16 protein-coding genes and 1 pseudogene are annotated in these 15,879 nt (G+C 64.0%); 7 read left to right on the top strand and 10 right to left on the bottom strand.

Annotated elements, in window-relative coordinates; translation table 11 throughout:
* Positions 1-59: 59 nt before the first annotated feature.
* Both ahcY and LZ538_RS09890 read right to left on the bottom strand, forming a co-directional pair.
* Complete coding sequence (ahcY, locus tag LZ538_RS09895) at positions 60-1,472, bottom strand: adenosylhomocysteinase (protein WP_249831851.1); 1,413 nt, start codon at positions 1,470-1,472, stop codon at positions 60-62.
* A 108-nt stretch (positions 1,473-1,580) separates the two neighbouring features.
* Entirely contained in the window at positions 1,581-2,111 is a 531-nt protein-coding gene (locus tag LZ538_RS09890) for a YqgE/AlgH family protein (RefSeq protein ID WP_249832206.1), read from the bottom strand.
* Between the two features lie 144 nt (positions 2,112-2,255).
* On the opposite strand from LZ538_RS09890, the gene LZ538_RS09885 reads away from it, so the two are divergent.
* Both LZ538_RS09885 and LZ538_RS09880 read left to right on the top strand, forming a co-directional pair.
* On the top strand, positions 2,256-2,744 hold the full coding sequence (locus LZ538_RS09885; protein ID WP_249831850.1) for a peroxiredoxin: 489 nt from the start codon (positions 2,256-2,258) through the stop codon (positions 2,742-2,744).
* A gap of 116 nt (positions 2,745-2,860) precedes the next feature.
* The gene (locus LZ538_RS09880) at positions 2,861-3,295 is read left to right on the top strand and encodes a hypothetical protein (RefSeq protein ID WP_249831849.1); all 435 of its coding nucleotides are present in this window, start codon (positions 2,861-2,863) and stop codon (positions 3,293-3,295) included.
* Between the two features lie 53 nt (positions 3,296-3,348).
* On the opposite strand, the gene LZ538_RS09875 is transcribed toward LZ538_RS09880, so the two are convergent.
* Genes LZ538_RS09875 through LZ538_RS09865 form a run of 3 tightly spaced genes read right to left on the bottom strand, consistent with a single transcriptional unit; the run spans position 3,349 to position 6,466 of the window.
* Entirely contained in the window at positions 3,349-5,211 is a 1,863-nt protein-coding gene (locus LZ538_RS09875; RefSeq protein ID WP_249831848.1) for a M2 family metallopeptidase, read from the bottom strand.
* 53 nt (positions 5,212-5,264) lie between these two features.
* Positions 5,265-6,023: an alpha/beta fold hydrolase gene (locus LZ538_RS09870; protein WP_249831847.1), complete on the bottom strand. Its 759-nt coding sequence runs from the start codon at positions 6,021-6,023 to the stop codon at positions 5,265-5,267.
* Positions 6,020-6,466, bottom strand: a complete 447-nt coding sequence (locus LZ538_RS09865; RefSeq protein ID WP_249831846.1) for a GFA family protein — start codon at positions 6,464-6,466, stop codon at positions 6,020-6,022. The genes LZ538_RS09870 and LZ538_RS09865 overlap by 4 nt, the downstream gene beginning before the upstream one ends.
* 47 nt (positions 6,467-6,513) lie before the next feature.
* On the opposite strand from LZ538_RS09865, the gene LZ538_RS09860 reads away from it, so the two are divergent.
* On the top strand, positions 6,514-7,536 hold the full coding sequence (locus tag LZ538_RS09860) for a hypothetical protein (RefSeq protein WP_249831845.1): 1,023 nt from the start codon (positions 6,514-6,516) through the stop codon (positions 7,534-7,536).
* Positions 7,537-8,199 carry a Fe2+-dependent dioxygenase gene (locus LZ538_RS09855; RefSeq protein ID WP_249831844.1) on the top strand — a complete coding sequence of 221 codons (663 nt, stop codon included), beginning with the start codon at positions 7,537-7,539 and terminating at the stop codon, positions 8,197-8,199.
* Positions 8,200-8,202: 3 nt separating this feature from the next.
* Here LZ538_RS09855 and LZ538_RS09850 read toward each other — a convergent pair whose 3' ends face one another.
* On the bottom strand, positions 8,203-9,231 hold the full coding sequence (locus tag LZ538_RS09850) for an aspartate-semialdehyde dehydrogenase (protein ID WP_249831843.1): 1,029 nt from the start codon (positions 9,229-9,231) through the stop codon (positions 8,203-8,205).
* A 111-nt stretch (positions 9,232-9,342) separates the two neighbouring features.
* On the opposite strand from LZ538_RS09850, the gene LZ538_RS09845 reads away from it, so the two are divergent.
* Positions 9,343-11,544, top strand: a complete 2,202-nt coding sequence (locus LZ538_RS09845) for a M20/M25/M40 family metallo-hydrolase (protein WP_249831842.1) — start codon at positions 9,343-9,345, stop codon at positions 11,542-11,544.
* 77 nt (positions 11,545-11,621) lie between these two features.
* Entirely contained in the window at positions 11,622-12,458 is an 837-nt protein-coding gene (locus LZ538_RS09840; RefSeq protein WP_249831841.1) for a DUF2189 domain-containing protein, read from the top strand.
* A 16-nt stretch (positions 12,459-12,474) separates the two neighbouring features.
* Here the strand turns inward: LZ538_RS09840 and rplS are convergent, their stop codons facing one another.
* The gene (rplS, locus tag LZ538_RS09835; RefSeq protein WP_249831840.1) at positions 12,475-12,873 is read right to left on the bottom strand and encodes a 50S ribosomal protein L19; all 399 of its coding nucleotides are present in this window, start codon (positions 12,871-12,873) and stop codon (positions 12,475-12,477) included.
* A 14-nt stretch (positions 12,874-12,887) separates the two neighbouring features.
* Entirely contained in the window at positions 12,888-13,610 is a 723-nt protein-coding gene (gene trmD, locus LZ538_RS09830; protein ID WP_249832205.1) for a tRNA (guanosine(37)-N1)-methyltransferase TrmD, read from the bottom strand.
* 37 nt (positions 13,611-13,647) lie between these two features.
* On the opposite strand from trmD, the gene LZ538_RS09825 reads away from it, so the two are divergent.
* Positions 13,648-14,610: an NAD(P)/FAD-dependent oxidoreductase gene (locus tag LZ538_RS09825; RefSeq protein WP_249831839.1), complete on the top strand. Its 963-nt coding sequence runs from the start codon at positions 13,648-13,650 to the stop codon at positions 14,608-14,610.
* On the opposite strand, the gene rimM is transcribed toward LZ538_RS09825, so the two are convergent.
* Both rimM and rpsP read right to left on the bottom strand, forming a co-directional pair.
* A complete protein-coding gene (gene rimM, locus LZ538_RS09820) occupies positions 14,607-15,101 on the bottom strand; it encodes a ribosome maturation factor RimM (RefSeq protein WP_249831838.1) in 495 nt (164 codons plus the stop codon). The genes LZ538_RS09825 and rimM overlap by 4 nt on opposite strands.
* Positions 15,102-15,376: 275 nt before the next feature.
* A pseudogene (gene rpsP, locus LZ538_RS09815) lies at positions 15,377-15,865 on the bottom strand (30S ribosomal protein S16); the annotation flags it as partial.
* Between the last annotated feature and the right edge of the window lie 14 nt (positions 15,866-15,879).

The following is a 15,879-nucleotide window of genomic DNA, read 5'->3' as shown; positions in this document are numbered from 1 at the left end:
GTTCATAGGGCGACTGGGGAGCTAAAAGGAAGCTATTCTAGCGGCGGAAGAATCCGAGCTTAGTAACGATAATGGTCGGGCTTGAACGGCCCTTCGGGCGATACGCCGATATAGGCGGCCTGCTTGTCGTTCAGCTTCGTCAGGTGGACGCCAAGCTTGCCGAGGTGAAGCCGCGCGACCTTTTCGTCGAGGTGCTTCGGGAGGACATAGACGTCATTCTTGTACTGGTCGCTCTTCGTCCACAGTTCGATCTGGGCGAGTACCTGATTAGTGAACGAGGACGACATGACGAAGCTCGGATGCCCGGTGGCGTTGCCGAGATTCACGAGACGGCCCTTCGAAAGGACGATGATGCGCTTTCCGTCGGGAAACTCGACTTCGTCGACCTGCGGCTTGATCTCCGTCCACTTCATATTGGCGAGCGCACCGATCTGGATCTCGCTGTCGAAGTGGCCGATGTTCGAAACGATCGCCATGTCCTTCATCGCCCGCATGTGGTCGAGCGTGATCACGTCCATGTTGCCGGTCGCGGTGACAAAGATGTCCGCGCGCGGAGCAGCCTCTTCCATCGTCACCACCTCGTAACCTTCCATCGCGGCCTGAAGCGCGCAGATCGGATCTACTTCGGTCACGATCACGCGGGCGCCGCCGTTACGGAGCGAAGCGGCCGAGCCCTTGCCGACGTCGCCGAACCCGGCCACGCAGGCCACCTTTCCCGCAAGCATGACGTCGGTCGCGCGGCGAATGGCGTCGACCAAAGATTCCTTGCAGCCGTAAAGGTTGTCGAACTTGGACTTGGTGACGCTGTCGTTGACGTTGATCGCCGGGAACGGAAGCTTGCCGGTCTTGGCCAGCTCATAAAGACGGTGAACGCCCGTCGTCGTCTCTTCCGAAACGCCCTTGATGGTTTCGACCGTCTTGGTCAGGTAACCGGGGCGCTCCGCCAGGAACTTCTTCAGCGTCGCAACGAAGATTTCCTCTTCCTCATTTGACGGAGTGAACAGTTCTTCGCCTTTCTCGACGCGGTAACCCCAGAGCGCGAACATCGTCGCGTCCCCGCCATCGTCCAGGATCATGTTACAGGTCTCGTCGTGGCCCCAGTCGAAAATACGCGTAACGTAGGCCCAATATTCCTCGAGCGTTTCACCTTTCACCGCGAAAACCGGAATGTTGCGGGCAGCGATCGCGGCGGCGGCATGGTCCTGCGTCGAAAAGATGTTGCAGCTGGCCCAGCGGATTTCCGCACCCAGATGGATTAGGGTCTCGATGAGCACCGCGGTCTGGATCGTCATATGAAGCGAACCGGTGATGCGCGCGCCCTTGAGCGGCTGGGAAGCGCCATACTCTTCGCGGAGAGCCATCAGCCCCGGCATCTCGGTCTCGGCGATCTCGATCTCCTTGCGCCCGAAATCGGCCAGGCCGAGGTCCTTCACGACATAGTCGTTGAAACGTGTTTCAGCCTGCGTAGCCACGTCGAAAATCTCCAAGTGATTGAGGATGCGCTGTACGGAGCGCCGTCGGCGGAGCCGTTAGACGGGCGCCGCCGCAAAGGCAAATATAAAGAAATCTTTATATGATGGTCAGGCGGCGCCTGTCTCGCTTGCGAGAAGGCGTGTGTCGATCCCTTCCGCCTTGAATGCGGCAGCCCATCGTTCGTCGGTCGGCGTGTCGAAAAGGATCTGCGGCGTTCCTTGCGCGGCGAACCAGCCGTGCCGCGTCATTTCCTCATCCAGCTGCCCTTCGCCCCAGCCGGCATAGCCAAGCGAGGCGATCCAGTTTGACGGCCCCCGCCCCTCCGCGATCGCTTTCAGGACGTCGATCGTTCCGGTCATCGCGAAAATCTCTCCGCGGGGACCCGTGACATGCAGCGTGTCCTGGCCGCCCCAGTCCGTGGAATGCAGTATGAAGCCTCGCCCCGGCTCGACCGGTCCGCCGTGGTGCACAGCATTGTCCGGGGCCTGGCCGGGGTCGATGTCCAATTGCTTGAGCAATCCTCTAAAGCTGATTCCCGCCCGTTTGTGACCGATGCCGATCCCGATCGCACCGTTCTCGTCATGGACGCATAAGGCGATCACGGCCCGCTCGAAGCGGGGATCGGCCATTCCCGGCATCGCTAGAAGCAACTTGCCGGACAGGAAGGTCGGTTCGTCTGCCACGGCCCAACAATGGGCCGCAGCCCCGATGTGGGCAAGCCTTGAGCGCTGCCGTGGGCGGCCTTATCTGCCGCTTCGACGCAGATGCGAGGAGACAAGAAGATGACCATCCAGGTAGGTGACCGCCTTCCCGACGTTCCGCTGGCGATTGCCGGAGCGGAAGGACCGCAGCAGACCAGCAGCAGCGAATTCTTCGGCGGGAAGCGGGTCGCGCTGTTCGCAGTTCCGGGGGCCTTCACGCCAACCTGCTCGGCGCGTCACCTGCCCTCCTACGTCGAAAAGGCTCAAGACCTGCGGGACGCCGGGATCGACGAGATCGCATGCATTTCCGTCAACGACCCGTTCGTCATGTCGGCCTGGGGTTCGCGCGATGGCTCCGAGGACATCACCATGCTTGCCGACGGCAATGGCGACTTCGCTGAAGCCACGGGCCTCACCATGGACGGCGCCAAGTTCGGCATGGGTCAGCGCTCGCAACGCTACTCGATGATCGTCAATGACGGCGTCGTCGAGCAGCTGAATGTCGAGGCTCCCGGCGAGTATCGAGCGTCGAGCGCGGAATATATGCTCGACCAGCTGCAGACCGCCTGACGACCCGCCGCTCCATCGGCACTCCTCACCGCTGAGTCGCCGCAGCGCGGCGAAACGGCGAACGCGCTCAATCGTTTAATCAGATTGAGAGCGTAACAACCAATGGAGGAAAAACGATGGCTCGTAACCAAGGAAGCCGCGGCGGCAATCGCGGCCGTAACAACAATCCCGAAGGCCGCAATCAGTACAGCAGCGGCATGGTCGACATGGCGCGCGAGCGTCCGATGACTGCGGCCCTCGGCGCCGCGGCGGCAGTTGGCGCAGGCGTATTCCTGTGGTCGCGCCGCAACCAGATCAGCGACCAGCTCAGCAATCTCAGCGAGCAGATTACCGACTGGGCGGAGAACATGCGCTCGGGCGAGGGCGGTGCGTTCTCGTTTGAGGATAGCGATACCGGCACCGACGCACTGGTGTCGGCCAAGAGCGGCCGCTCATCGCGTGGCAAGACGCAGCAGCAATTCGCCGAGGAAGCGTTGACGCTCAAGGAAACCGGCGGATCGACCGGCAGCGCCAGCGGCCGCGGTCGGGCCAAGCAGCAGCCGATCAGCTAAGCAATCAGGCCGTCAAACGAACAAGGGGCGCCCTTCCGGCGCCCCTTTTTTCGTCACCAGCCGCACTGGCGCCCGCGGTTCTGCTCCTCGAGCCACGCCTGCAGCGGCGCGAAATATTCCAGCATCGGCTTGCCCGAAATCTCGCGCGTACCGGTGAATGCCTCGAGCGCATCCGGCCACGGCCGCGAAGCGCCAATCTTCAGCATTGCATCGAGGCGCTGCCCGACCTGCTTGTTGCCGTAGAAGCTGCAGCGGTGGAGCGGGCCCTGCCACCCCGACATGTCGCAGGCGGCCTTGTAGAACTGGAACTGCAGCACTCGCGCCAGAAGGTAGCGGGCATAAGGCGTGTTGCCGGGGATGTGGAACTTCGCGCCCGGATCGAAATCCGCCTCGGAGCGCGCGACCGGCGGAACGATGCCCTGATATTGCTGGCGCAGATTGGTCCAGCCCGCTTCATAGCCCGTCGCCGAGATCGAGCCGTCGAACACGCCATACCGCCATTTGTCGACGACATAGCCGAAGGGCATGAAGGCGACCTTGTCCATTGCCTGGCGAAGCAGCAGGCCGACGTCCTTGTCGGCGCTCGGCACCTTGCTGCGGTCGAGCAGGCCGATCTGGACGAGATATTCCGGCGTGACCGAAAGCGCGATGAAGTCCCCGATCGCTTCGTGGAAGCCGTCGTTCGCGCCATTCTGATAGAGGAACGACTGATCCTTATAGTCGCGCTGGTAGAAATTGTGGCCGAGCTCGTGGTGGATGGTGACGAAGTCGTCGGCATTGACCTTGGTGCACATCTTGATGCGCAGGTCGTCCTTGGCATCCACGTCCCATGCCGATGCATGGCAGATCACCTCGCGGTCGCGCGGGCGCGTGATCTGGGACCTCTGCCAGAAGGTCTCCGGAAGCGGTGCGAAGCCGAGCGAGGTGTAAAAGCGCTCGCCGGTCTTCACCATCTGCTCGGGCGTGTACTTGTGCGCGACGAGCAGGTCGGTGAGGTCGTAGCCGACGTCGCCCGCGCCTTTCGGGGCGACGACATCGTAGATGTTGCCCCATTCCTGCGCCCACATATTCCCGAGCAGGTCCGCGCGGATCGGGCCCGAAGCCGGCTGGACCGAATTGCCGTATTTCTGATTGAGCTTGGCCCGCGTGTAGCAATGAAGCTGCGTGTACAGCGGCTTCAGCTCGTTCAGCAGGCGCTCGTACATCGCCGAGAATTGCTCCGGCGTCATGTCGTACTGGGACCGCCACATGGCGCCGGTGTCGGCATAGCCGAGCTCCTTCGCGCCGGCGTTCGCGATCTCGACCATGTGCTGGTAATCCTGCCGCATCGGGCGGCCGGTCGTCTCGTGCCAGCTCTGCCAGATCTCGGCGGTCTGCTTGGGATCGCGCAACGAGCCCATCAGGGCCTCCGCGTCGTCGCCCGTGATCGACTTGCCGTTGTGGGTGGCGCGCCCCTTGCCGTAGCTCGACTGAAGCCGCGTCGTGATGTCGTTGAGTTCCGCGGCCGCTCCGGGCGTGGTTGGCGCTGCGAGGACCAGCGCGCCGCGAAGCAGGTTCAGCTTGCGCGTCGTGTCGGAATCGAGGCCGGGGACCTGCAGCCATTGCGCCGCCTCGGTCGCATATTTGACGCCCTTCTCGGTCCCGATCGTCCCGAAATAGGCGTTCAGCGCATCGGTATCGTCGTTGATGTAAGTCGCGTTCACCCAGGCTGCGCGGCCGGCGATGAGGTTGAAGTCGCCAAGGTCCTTCTCAACGTCCGCGATGAATTCCCGCGCTCCTTCTGGGGTCCGCGTGACCGCCGGTGCTGCTGCTGCAGGACCGGCATCGGCTGCAACCGATGGGGGCGGAGGCGCCGCAGCCGCGCAGGCGGCCAAGGCAATTGCACCAAGCGAAACGGACGCGACGAGTCTGATCATCTTCCTCTCCCCAGGAACGAGCCGATGCCGACTGAACAGCGAATGGCGCTGCGTCAAGCGGCGCTCAGGAAACTGGCGATCGCTTCGCCGAACTGCGGCTTGGTCACGGAGCTCATGTGCGTCCCGGGCACTTCGCGAAACTCAGCGTTAGGGAGGACATTCGCGAGCTCCTCGGCCGAACCGTTGTCGTGATCCTCGCTACCGCAAACGACGAGCGTCGGCATCGTGAATGCATCCAGCCATTGCATGAAGGCATCCTCGAACGTTTCCAGTAAATTGCCGGCGGCGACCCGATCGACCTTCTGGCTTTTCATGAACTGGATCGACAGCCAGTGCGGATCGCCACGCTGGACCTTGTCGAACAGCGCGATGGTCTCGAGGAAGAAGGTCTTGCGCCGCTTCCAGTTCCGGAGGCCTTCTAGCCCGGCTCCGCCGAGGATCGCGCGACGCGGACGGAGCCCCTCGCCCACGGCTTCGACCGTGGTCCGCGCGCCAAGCGAAAAGCCGCCGAGGTCGAATTCCGTCAGCCCGAGATGGGCCACCAGCTCGCGCAGGTCTCGCGCCAGGATCCCTTTGGGATAATGCTCGGCGCCGTGCGGCTTGCCGCTCTGCCCATGAGCGCGATGGTCGGGCATGATGACTCGAAATCCCTCGCCCGAGATGCGCGCGGCATGGCCGAACTTGATCCAGTTCATATTCGCGTCGGAGAACAGGCCATGGAGCAGGATCACTGGCCTGCCCTCGCCCATTTCATGGTAAGCCAGCTCGACTCCGTCGGACGCAGTCCAGCGATGAAGCACGGCTTCGCTCATCCCGGGAATTCGCCAGTCGCCTCGACCCATTTGTCGACGAGCTTCTTATATTCGTCCGTGCGTATCTCCTTGAGGCCTTCGGTGTTGAGCCACTGTCTGTGCATGCTCTCCGCGCCGAAATGATGTTTCGGCTCGAAACGTGACGGATCGTCGAACGACGCGACGGTCAGGTCGATGTTCTCGCTGCCATCCTTGAACTTGAAACCGAAGGACGTCCCGCATTCACGACAATAGGGCCGGACCGCGATCGGAGAGCTGTCGTACCAGTCCGGCTCCCCGTCCCAGCACAGCTCCGCCTGCTTCACATTCTTGGAAGCGATTGAGACCGAACCCGTCGATCGCTGGCACATGCGGCAGTGGCAGAGATAGGCATCGTCGTCGTGGACCGCGACCGTGTAGCGCACCCGCCCGCAAGCGCACCCGCCCGCCATCTGATCGCTCATCGTCGTCCCTCCTTGGTTCGCGGCCTACTGCAAGGCTAAGGGGTCGCATGTCCAGCTTGCCGCCACCCAGCACGGAGGAGATCGCTCGCGACGCGCGCTGGCTCGTTCAGGCGCTCGATCCGGCTTCCCAGGGTGTCCGGCTCATCGCCATGGACGAAGAAGCCTATCGCACGGCCAGCTTTCTCGACGATCGCATGCTCCAGGCGCCGCGGGACTTCCGGGTTGTTCCGTGGGTAAGGATCGCGGATTCGGTTCCGCGGATCGGCAGAACCGACGCGCGCTGGATCTTTCACATCGGGCATGTCGGCTCGACGCTGATTGCACGGCTTCTCGGAGAATTGACCGGCGTGCTTTCGGTGCGTGAGCCGCGATTCCTCCGCGACGTCGCGGTGCTGCCCTCGGAGCATCGTGGGGAATTCAGCAAGGCGGCTCCTGCCCTCTTCTCTCGAACCTTTCGTTCGGGCCAGCTCGCCCTGGTGAAAGCGACGAGCTTCGTCAGCGAGATCGCGACGGAGCTGATGGGGGAAACGAGGCGAGCGATCTTCATGTACGCCACCGCACCTCAGTACATCGCTTCCATCCTCGCAGGACCGGCATCTCTGCAGGAGCTCGCGGCCTACGCTTCGAGCCGTGAAAAACGGTCGGCCGGCCGCATCTTCGGCTTGCCTGCCGATCTCCCCACTCAAGCGCACCAGGCGGCGGCGGCCTGGGCGTGCGAGATGAGCTCGCTCGAGGCTGCGGCGGAGGTGCTAAAGGCCGATCAGGTTCGCTGGATGGATTTCGACCGAGCGCTCGAAGATCTGCGGGGGGCGCTCGAAACGTCGAGCCAATTCTTCGGATTTGATGCCTCGGCGGAGGAAATCGACGGCATCGCCACAGGGCCGCTCACCCGCCGCTACTCAAAGGCGGTCGAACATGGCTACACGCCCGCGCTTCGCCGCGAAGTCATAGCCGAAGCCGCGCAGGAACGTGCCCGAGACATAAGCGATGCCCTTGCCATGCTGGAGGATGCAGCGCAGGAGTCGCCGCTGCTCGCGCGCGCGCTCCAACGATCCACGTCAGAGGCCTGAATGTATAAAGTCCTGCCGATCCTGACCCCGCAGGAGGTCGAGGAATGCCGTAACATCGCGGCCTCGGCCCCCTTCGTCGATGGACGCTTTTCCAACCCGCACAACACGGCGAAGCAGAACGAGCAGCTCCACGACCAGGCGACGTACCAGCGCAGCGCGCAATTGCTGCACGCTGCGCTCATTCGCAGTGAGGAAATGCTGAATTTCGCCTTTCCGGTGAAGATCGCCCCTCCGTTGATCACCCGCTACAAGCCGGGCATGAAATATGGGCTGCACACCGACGCGGCCTTCATGCAATTGCCCACCGGCGGCCTGCGCTCGGACATCAGCTGCACGATCTTTCTCAACGAGCCCGAGAGCTATGAGGGAGGCGCGCTTCACATTCGGCTCGGCGACGCCGACCTCAACTTCAAGCTGAAGCCGGGTGAGGCGATCGTCTACCCGTCAGACACGCTCCATGAGGTCGAACCTGTCACGAAGGGCGAAAGGCTGGTCGCCATCACGTTCATCCAAAGCCGGATCCAGGACCCGTTCCGGCGCAACCTGCTCTACAATCTCAACGAAGTGGCGGCGCTGGAAGGGCTGAATATGCAGCCCGAGAATTTCACGATGATGCAGCTGATCCAGAACCAGCTACTGCGCCATTGGGCCGACAATCCCTGAGGCTCAGGCGGCCTTCTTCAGGTGCTTTCGGCCTAGCAGCTCGGCGATCTGGACCGCGTTGAGAGCCGCGCCCTTGCGAAGGTTGTCGCTCACCACCCATAGGGAGAGGCCGTTCTCGACCGTCGGGTCTTCGCGGATGCGGCTGACGTAGGTCGCATACTCGCCAACCGCTTCGACCGGCGTCACATATCCCCCGGCTTCGCGCTTATCGACGACCATGACGCCCGGCGCCTCGCGCAGGATGTTGCGCGCTTCGTCCGCCGAAATCTCATTCTCGAACTCGATGTTCACCGCCTCGCTATGGCTGACGAACACCGGTACGCGCACGCACGTCGCTGTGAGCTTGATCGTTGGGTCGAGGATCTTCTTGGTCTCGACGACCATCTTCCACTCCTCGGTCGTCGATCCGTCGTCGAGGAAGTCCCCGGCATGCGGGATGACGTTGAAGGCAATCTGCTTGGGATAGACCTTCGGCTCGTTGGGGTCGCCGACGAAGATGTTGCGCGATTGCTCGAAGAGCTCGTCCATCCCGGATTTCCCGGTGCCTGAAACCGACTGATAGGTCGCGACGACCACGCGCTTGATCTTCGCCGCGTCGTGCAGCGGCTTCAATGCGACCACGAGCTGGGCAGTGGAGCAGTTGGGGTTCGCGATGATGTTCTTCTTTGTGTAGCCGGCCAGCGCCTGCGAATTGACCTCCGGCACGATCAAGGGAACGTCCGGGTCCATGCGATAGAGCGAGCTGTTGTCGATCACGGTGCAGCCGGCCGCAGCTGCCTTGGGCACGAATTCCTTCGAAACGCTCGAGCCCGCGGCGAACAGGGCCATGTCCCATCCGGCGAAGTCGAAATGCTCGAGATTCTTTACGCGGAGCTCTTCGCCGCTGTCGCCGAAATCAATGACGTCCCCGGTCGAACGAGCGGATGCGACGGCAGCCAGCTCGTCGAGCGGGAATTGCCGCTCGGCCAGGATGTTCAAGATTTCGCGACCGACGTTGCCGGTGGCTCCGACAACCGCGACCCGGTAGCCCATGTACCTGCCTGCCTTCTCTATCTCGCTGGAGTGGCGGCGAAGTGGGCTTGGACCGGCGAATTGTCAACGCGAACGAAGCTGGCAGTATGCGTCTGCAGAGGGGGAGCCGACATGGGCGGTTGGTGGCGGGGTTTGCTGGTGGTCGGGCTCCTCTTGGCCGGCTTCGCCGTGAAGGGGGCTCTCATTGCGCCCCCCGCTCTTCCCAACGCGGGCGAGTTCGATGTGGACCGAGCTGTCGCGCGGCTGCAGCGGATCCTCGGCGATCAGCGCCCGCATCCCGTGGACAGCGATGCGGGGGATGCGGTGCGCGACCGGCTCATCGCCGAGCTGCGGGGCGTCGGACTGCAGCCACTGGTCCGCGACGCAGTCGATTGCAGCGCGCTTCCCGGATCGCGCGTCGTCAGCTGCTCGCGAGTTCGGAACGTCGTCGCGACCGTCGGAGCAGAGCGGCCAGGCAGGCATGTGTTGCTCGACGCGCATTACGATAGCACTCCGACGGGGCCCGGAGCGGCCGACGACGGGATCGGGGTAGCGACATTGCTGGAAGTCGCTGCCGTCTTGCAGAGTTCGCCGCCGCCTCGTCCGGTAACTTTCCTGTTCAACGAGGGCGAAGAGTTCGGCCTCAATGGGTCGTCCGCCTTCATGAGCGGCGACCCGCTGGCAAGGCAGGTCAATTCGCTGATCAACGTCGAAGCGCGTGGTGTGACCGGGCCTGCGACGATGTTCGAGACTAGCGAGCCGAACGGACCGGCTATTTCGGCCTATGCGAGTGCTTCGACGCGTCCCTTTGCCAATTCCCTCAGTACCGATTTTGCGAAGCTGATCCCCAATTACACCGACGTTGTCGAGTTAAAGCCCGCCGGCTGGACCATTCTCAACTACGCGATCATCGGCAATGAGACACGCTATCATACGCCAGGCGATACGGTAGCTTCGCTCGACCGCCGAAGCGTCGCGCACATGGGTAGTGAAGTGCTCGGCGCCACCCGCGCTCTGGCAGGCATTCCTGAGCCCGCGGCGGTTCACGCCGACCGGGCTGTATTCACAGACATTGCGGGACGCTGGTTCATCCGGGTTCCGATCGCCGTAGCGGCAACTGCGGTCGGGCTGTTGCTGCTGGTGTCCGCATTCGTTGCGTGGCACCAGCGCGCATATCGCAGGCCGCTGATCGTCGCTGTTGCCATGGCATTGAGCGGAACCGTTGCGGCAGGGCTGCTCGGCTTTGCGCTAACCTCGATGCGCGCAGGCGACTTCTGGCGAGCCTATCCCCTGGCCACCTACCTCGGCATTTATGCAGCCCTGCTCGCGGCGATGACCGCCACCTGGGCGCGCTGGGGTAGAGGGATCGATCTCGCACAGGCCCGGCCTGCCGTCTGGCTGCTCATTCTCTTGCTGGGTGCGGTCACAAGCATCGTCGTTCCAGGAGCCATGATCTTTTTTCTTTTTGCTCCGGCCATTGCCTTACTGGGCATCGCCGCCGCGCACCGATCCAGGGCAGCGGGGACCGTCCTGAACACGGTCGCAATTGCCGTGCAGTTCGTCATGTTCGCGCAATTGCTCGCCCAGATCGAGATGCTTCTCATCGACGGCCCACTCTGGGCGGTCGCGCCCCTTGCGGCGCTCTCGGCGCTGCCTGCTCTCGTCGAGACCGATCCCCAGCGTCTCCGTCCCACCGTCGCCGCATCGCTCGTCGGCATGCTGGCGCTTTGCGTGATGGCCCTGGCCCTCCCCCGCTCGAGCAGCGAGCGGCCGGCGGCCTTCACGATCGATTATTTCCGCGATCTCGATCGCCGAGAAGCGAAATGGGCGGTGGCGACCAAGCAGGCTCCACTGCCCGCCGGATTTCCGGGCAAATGGAGCCGGGGCATCCTCCCGTACAACGGGCGCACGCGCTGGATCGCGGACGCTCCAGACCTTGACGTGCCGCTTCCCCAGGCGCGGCTGATCGACGGCAGGAACGAGGGCCAGGGTCGCCGCGTCCGCATCGCGGTGTCGCCTGGCGGAGCCAACGCAGTGGCTATCCGCTTTGACGAGAGGACCATGTTGGTCGCGCTCGGACGTCCCGGCCAGCTGGAGCGCATTCCCACTAAGGGTGAACCGGACAAAGCGGTCGTGCGCTGCTCGGGTCGCACCTGCGAGGGCTTCGTGGTCGAGGCCCTGCTTGCGGATCGCCAGCCCATAGAGGCGGAGGTCATAGCGACGCGCTTCGGACTGCCGCCGCAAGGCCGCACGCTGGTGAACGCGCGCCCCGTAAATGCGCATCCTCAATATGCGCCGGACTCGACGATTTCCCTCGATCGCGTGAAATTCTGACCGACTCACGCCATTTCTGGTAAAGCATGCCGAGGCGCCCGGCGGGTGATGCCGGACGGCACCGAATAGGAGGTGTCATGGCGACTGTTCACACCAGCGATAATGCCCGTGCGGCCGGCATAACGGTTCGCAGGATCACGGACGAAGACTTGCGCATCGCGCTTCGTCAGGGGCTTGACGATTTCCTCGAGATGCGCGGCGATCTCATCTTCGTAGGCCTCATCTACCCGCTCATCGGCGTCGCCGCGGCCGTGATGACAACCAGCGCGCCGCTCCTGCCTTTCTTCCTGCCGGTGGTCGCCGGCGTCGGGCTCCTGGGACCGGTGGCTGCGATAGGCTTTTACGAGCTCGCGCGCCGCCGCGAGAACGGTCAGCACGCCAACTGGGGCCACTTCCTCGACGTCCGCAAGCGCCCATCCGCCGACGATATCGGGATCGTCTTCGGCCTTCTGCTGGCGATCTTCGCCTTGTGGCTGCTCGCTGCAGGCGCGCTCTACGTCGCCTTCTTCGGCTGGGAGGGCTTCACCTGGCTCGCCCACCCGACCATCGGCGACTTCCTCCGCGACATCTTCATGACGTCGAGGGGCTGGGCGCTGATCGCATCCGGCATAGCCGTCGGCGCACTGTTCGGCTGGCTGGTGCTGGCAATCAGCGTCGCCTCGCTGCCGATGCTGGTCGACTGCGACATGACCGCGAGCGAAGCCGTGTCGGCGTCATGGCGCGCCGCCCATTCGAACATGGGCGTGATGATCCGCTGGGGATTGATCGTCGGCGCACTGCTGGTGCTCGGCTCGATCCCGCTGTTCGTAGGGCTCGCGCTGGTGCTTCCGTGGCTCGGCTATTCGACCTGGCATTTGTACACGCGGCTGGTGGACCGGGATGCGATCCCGGCCCGCAACCGTCGTCAGGATTGAGCGAGAGCCCTGAAGCTCAGGCTTCGGAAGCGTTCTCGGCCGGAACGTCGCGGCGGACGTCGCGGCGCTCGGCGATACGGGCGGCCTTGCCGGTGCGGCCACGCAGGTAATAGAGCTTGGCCCTCCGCACGTCGCCGCGGCGCACGACCTCGATCTTGTCGATGATCGGGGAATAGAGCGGGAAGACGCGCTCGACGCCCTCGCCGAACGAAATCTTGCGGACGGTGAAGCTCGATCCGACGCCCTTGTTGGCGCGGGCGATGCACACGCCCTCGAACGCCTGCACGCGGGTGCGGTCGCCCTCGATCACCTTCACGCCCACGCGAAGCGTATCGCCGGGGCGGAATTCGGGAACGGGCTTGTCCTTGGTCAGCGCGTCAATGGCTTCGCGCTCGAGGGTCTCGATCAGGTTCATTGCTCTACAGGCCTTTACTTTTTCCGCTGCGCGCCAGAGGGCGGTGCCTGCGATGCGCCCCCGTGGCGCTCGATCAGGTCCGGCCGCCTTAGCCGTGTATCTTCGACCGCGCGTTCGTGTCGCCACGCCGCGATCTTCGCATGATCCCCCGACCGCAGCACTTCGGGGATCGTGCGCCCTTCCCATGTCACTGGTCGGGTATAGTGCGGATATTCCAGGAGACCCTGCTCGAAGCTCTCCTCCTCTCCGCTGGAGGCCGCGCCCATTACCCCGGGGAGAAGCCTTACGCAAGCGTCGAGGATGACCATCGCCCCAAGCTCACCGCCGGAGAGCACATAGTCTCCCACCGAGACGGGTTCTACGGCTCGTGCTTCGAAGATGCGCTCGTCGAAACCCTCGAAGCGTCCGCACAGCAGAACGACGCCCTCGCCGGCCGCAAGGCCGCGCACGCGCTCCTGCGTCAGGGGCGTTCCTCGCGGCGTCAAGGCGAGCATCGGGCGATGGTCCGCCACGCTGTCGAGAGCGGCGGCGAGCACGTCAGGCTTCAGCACCATTCCCGCCCCGCCGCCCGCCGGAGTATCGTCGACGCTGCGGTGCTTGTCGGTGGCAAAGTCGCGGATATTCTTTGTTTCCAGCGACCAGGTCCCTTCCTCCAGCGCGCGGCCGGCGAGGCTCGTCCCCAGAGGGCCCGGAAAGATGTCCGGGTAAAGCGTCAATACGGAGGCGCGGAAGATCATTGCGGAACCGCCGCTATCACAATCCATTGGGTTGCGCATGGATGACCCAATACTCGATTGCCTGATCGTCGGCGGCGGGCCGGCGGGCCTGACCGCCGCAATCTATCTCGCGCGCTTCCACCTCGACATCCTCGTCGTCGACGGGGGAAAGAGCCGCGCGTCATGGATTCCCTGCACTCGCAATCACGCCGGCTTCCCCGACGGCGTCAGTGGCGACGAGCTGCTGCAGCGGATGCGAGACCAGGCCTGCAAATATGGCGCGAAGATCCAGACCGAATATGTCACCAGGCTCGAACGGGACGAGGAAAGCGGCCTGTTCTGCGTCGTCTGGGGATCCGGCTCGCGACGGGCGCGGTCCGTGCTGCTCGCTACGGGCGTCAGCAATCGCCGCCCGCCCATGGACGAGGATCTGCACGATGACGCGCTCGCGAAGGGCCTCATCCGCTACTGCCCGATCTGCGACGGTTATGAGGTCACCGACAAGAAAGTCGGCGTGATCGGAAGCGACAGTCATGGCGTCGCCGAGGCGGTGTTCATCCGCAGCTACACTGCCGACGTCACCCTCATTGCGCCGGACAAGGCGCTCAGCCTCAAGCAGGAAGACCAGGACCGGCTCAAGGAGGCCGGGATCGATTGCATCGACGGACCGGCGCAGGCGGTGGCGATCTCCCACCAGTTCATCGTCGTCGACACCGCGGAAGGTCACCACACCTTCGACAGCGTCTATCCGGCGCTCGGGTCCGATACCCACACGCAATTGGGCGAGATGGTGGGCGCGAAGCTTGCCGAGGACGGCTGCTTCCTCTGCGACAGCCACCAGCGCACCAGCGTGCCAGGCCTTTATGCAGCCGGTGACGTGGTCCACGGGCTCGATCAGATCAGTCACGCAATGGGCGAAGGCGGCGTTGCCGCCACCACGATCCGCAACGACCTTTGCAAGGACGAGCCGCGCTGGCGGGAACCGACGTCCGAGATGGAGGAAGCCGGAGAGGGGAGTTAGGCCAGGAAAGCCGCGTCGACGACGATCTCGCCGCGCGCGAGATCGGCAATCCCATCCCGGAACGGGATCAGGGAACGCTTGCCGCCGTCAAGCTCGATCTCGAGCAGGTCTCCGGCGCCGTAATCTTCGACCGCCACGACGGCGCCGACCGGCTGTCCTTCGCGGTCGACAACGCGCAGGCCGATCAGGTCGGCGTGATAATATTCGCCTTCTTCCAAGGGCGGCAAGGCATCGCGATCGACTTCGACCAGCGACCCGCGCAAGGCTTCGGCAGTTCCGCGGTCGGATACGCCATCGAACCGTGCGACGGCGGTTTTGCCACCATCGCGAACCGAAAGGAGGCGCCGTTCGGCGCCTCCCACATACAGTTTTTCGTGGCGCCGCAGGCTTTCGACGGTGTCGGCGAACAGCTTCAGACGTAGCTCGCCTTTGACGCCATGCGCGCCGGCAATCGCGGCGAGCGCGATCCTACGCTCGCCGCCATTGCTCATGCTTAGGCCTTGGTTTCTTCGGCCGCGCCTTCGGCGGGCTCTTCCGTGGATTCGCCTTCGGCGGTTGCTTCCTCGGCCTGAGGCGAATCCTCAGTGGGAGGAGTGACGTCATCGGCGCCCTCGGCAGGTGCTTCGCCAGCGCTCGCCTCGGCAGCGGCCTCCTCAGCGGAGGTTTCCTCGGCAGCAGCTTCCTCAGCGGGAGCTTCCTCGGCGGGAGTTTCCTCAACGGCAGCGTCCTCAGCCGGAGCTTCTTCGCTGGCGCTGGCTTCGGCAGCGGCCTCTTCAGCCACCGGCTCTTCCGCCGGCACATCGGCCGTCTCGGCCGGAGCCTGCTCTGCAGCCACTTCCTCGGTCTCGGTCACAGCTTCCTCGGCCACGGGCTCCTCCGCTGGCGCGGCGGCAGCCTCGGCAGCGGCCGCTTCCGCATCCGCAGCGCGCTTCGCACGCTCCTCGACGCGCTCCTTGGCCTTTTCGCCCGGCTCGGCCTTCTGCGGGTTGTTGCGCGCCGGACGCTCCTTGATGCCCGCGGCATCCAGGAAGCGCAGGACACGATCCGAAGGCTGCGCGCCGACGCCCAGCCAATGCGAGATGCGATCCGTGTCGAGCTTCACGCGCTCCGGCGAATCCTTCGCCAGCAGCGGATTGTAAGTGCCGACCTTCTCGATGAAGCGGCCGTCGCGAGCATTACGGCTGTCCGCAACGACGATGCGATAATAAGGACGCTTCTTGGACCCACCCCGGGCCAGACGAATTGCAACTGCCATTTAGTATTCCTTTC

Source organism: Sphingomonas hankyongi (assembly GCF_023516575.1).
GTDB classification, from domain to species: Bacteria; Pseudomonadota; Alphaproteobacteria; order Sphingomonadales; family Sphingomonadaceae; genus Sphingomicrobium; species Sphingomicrobium hankyongi.
The sequence above is the reverse complement of the archived record's forward strand: the minus strand, read 5'-3'. Positions and strand labels throughout refer to the sequence as shown.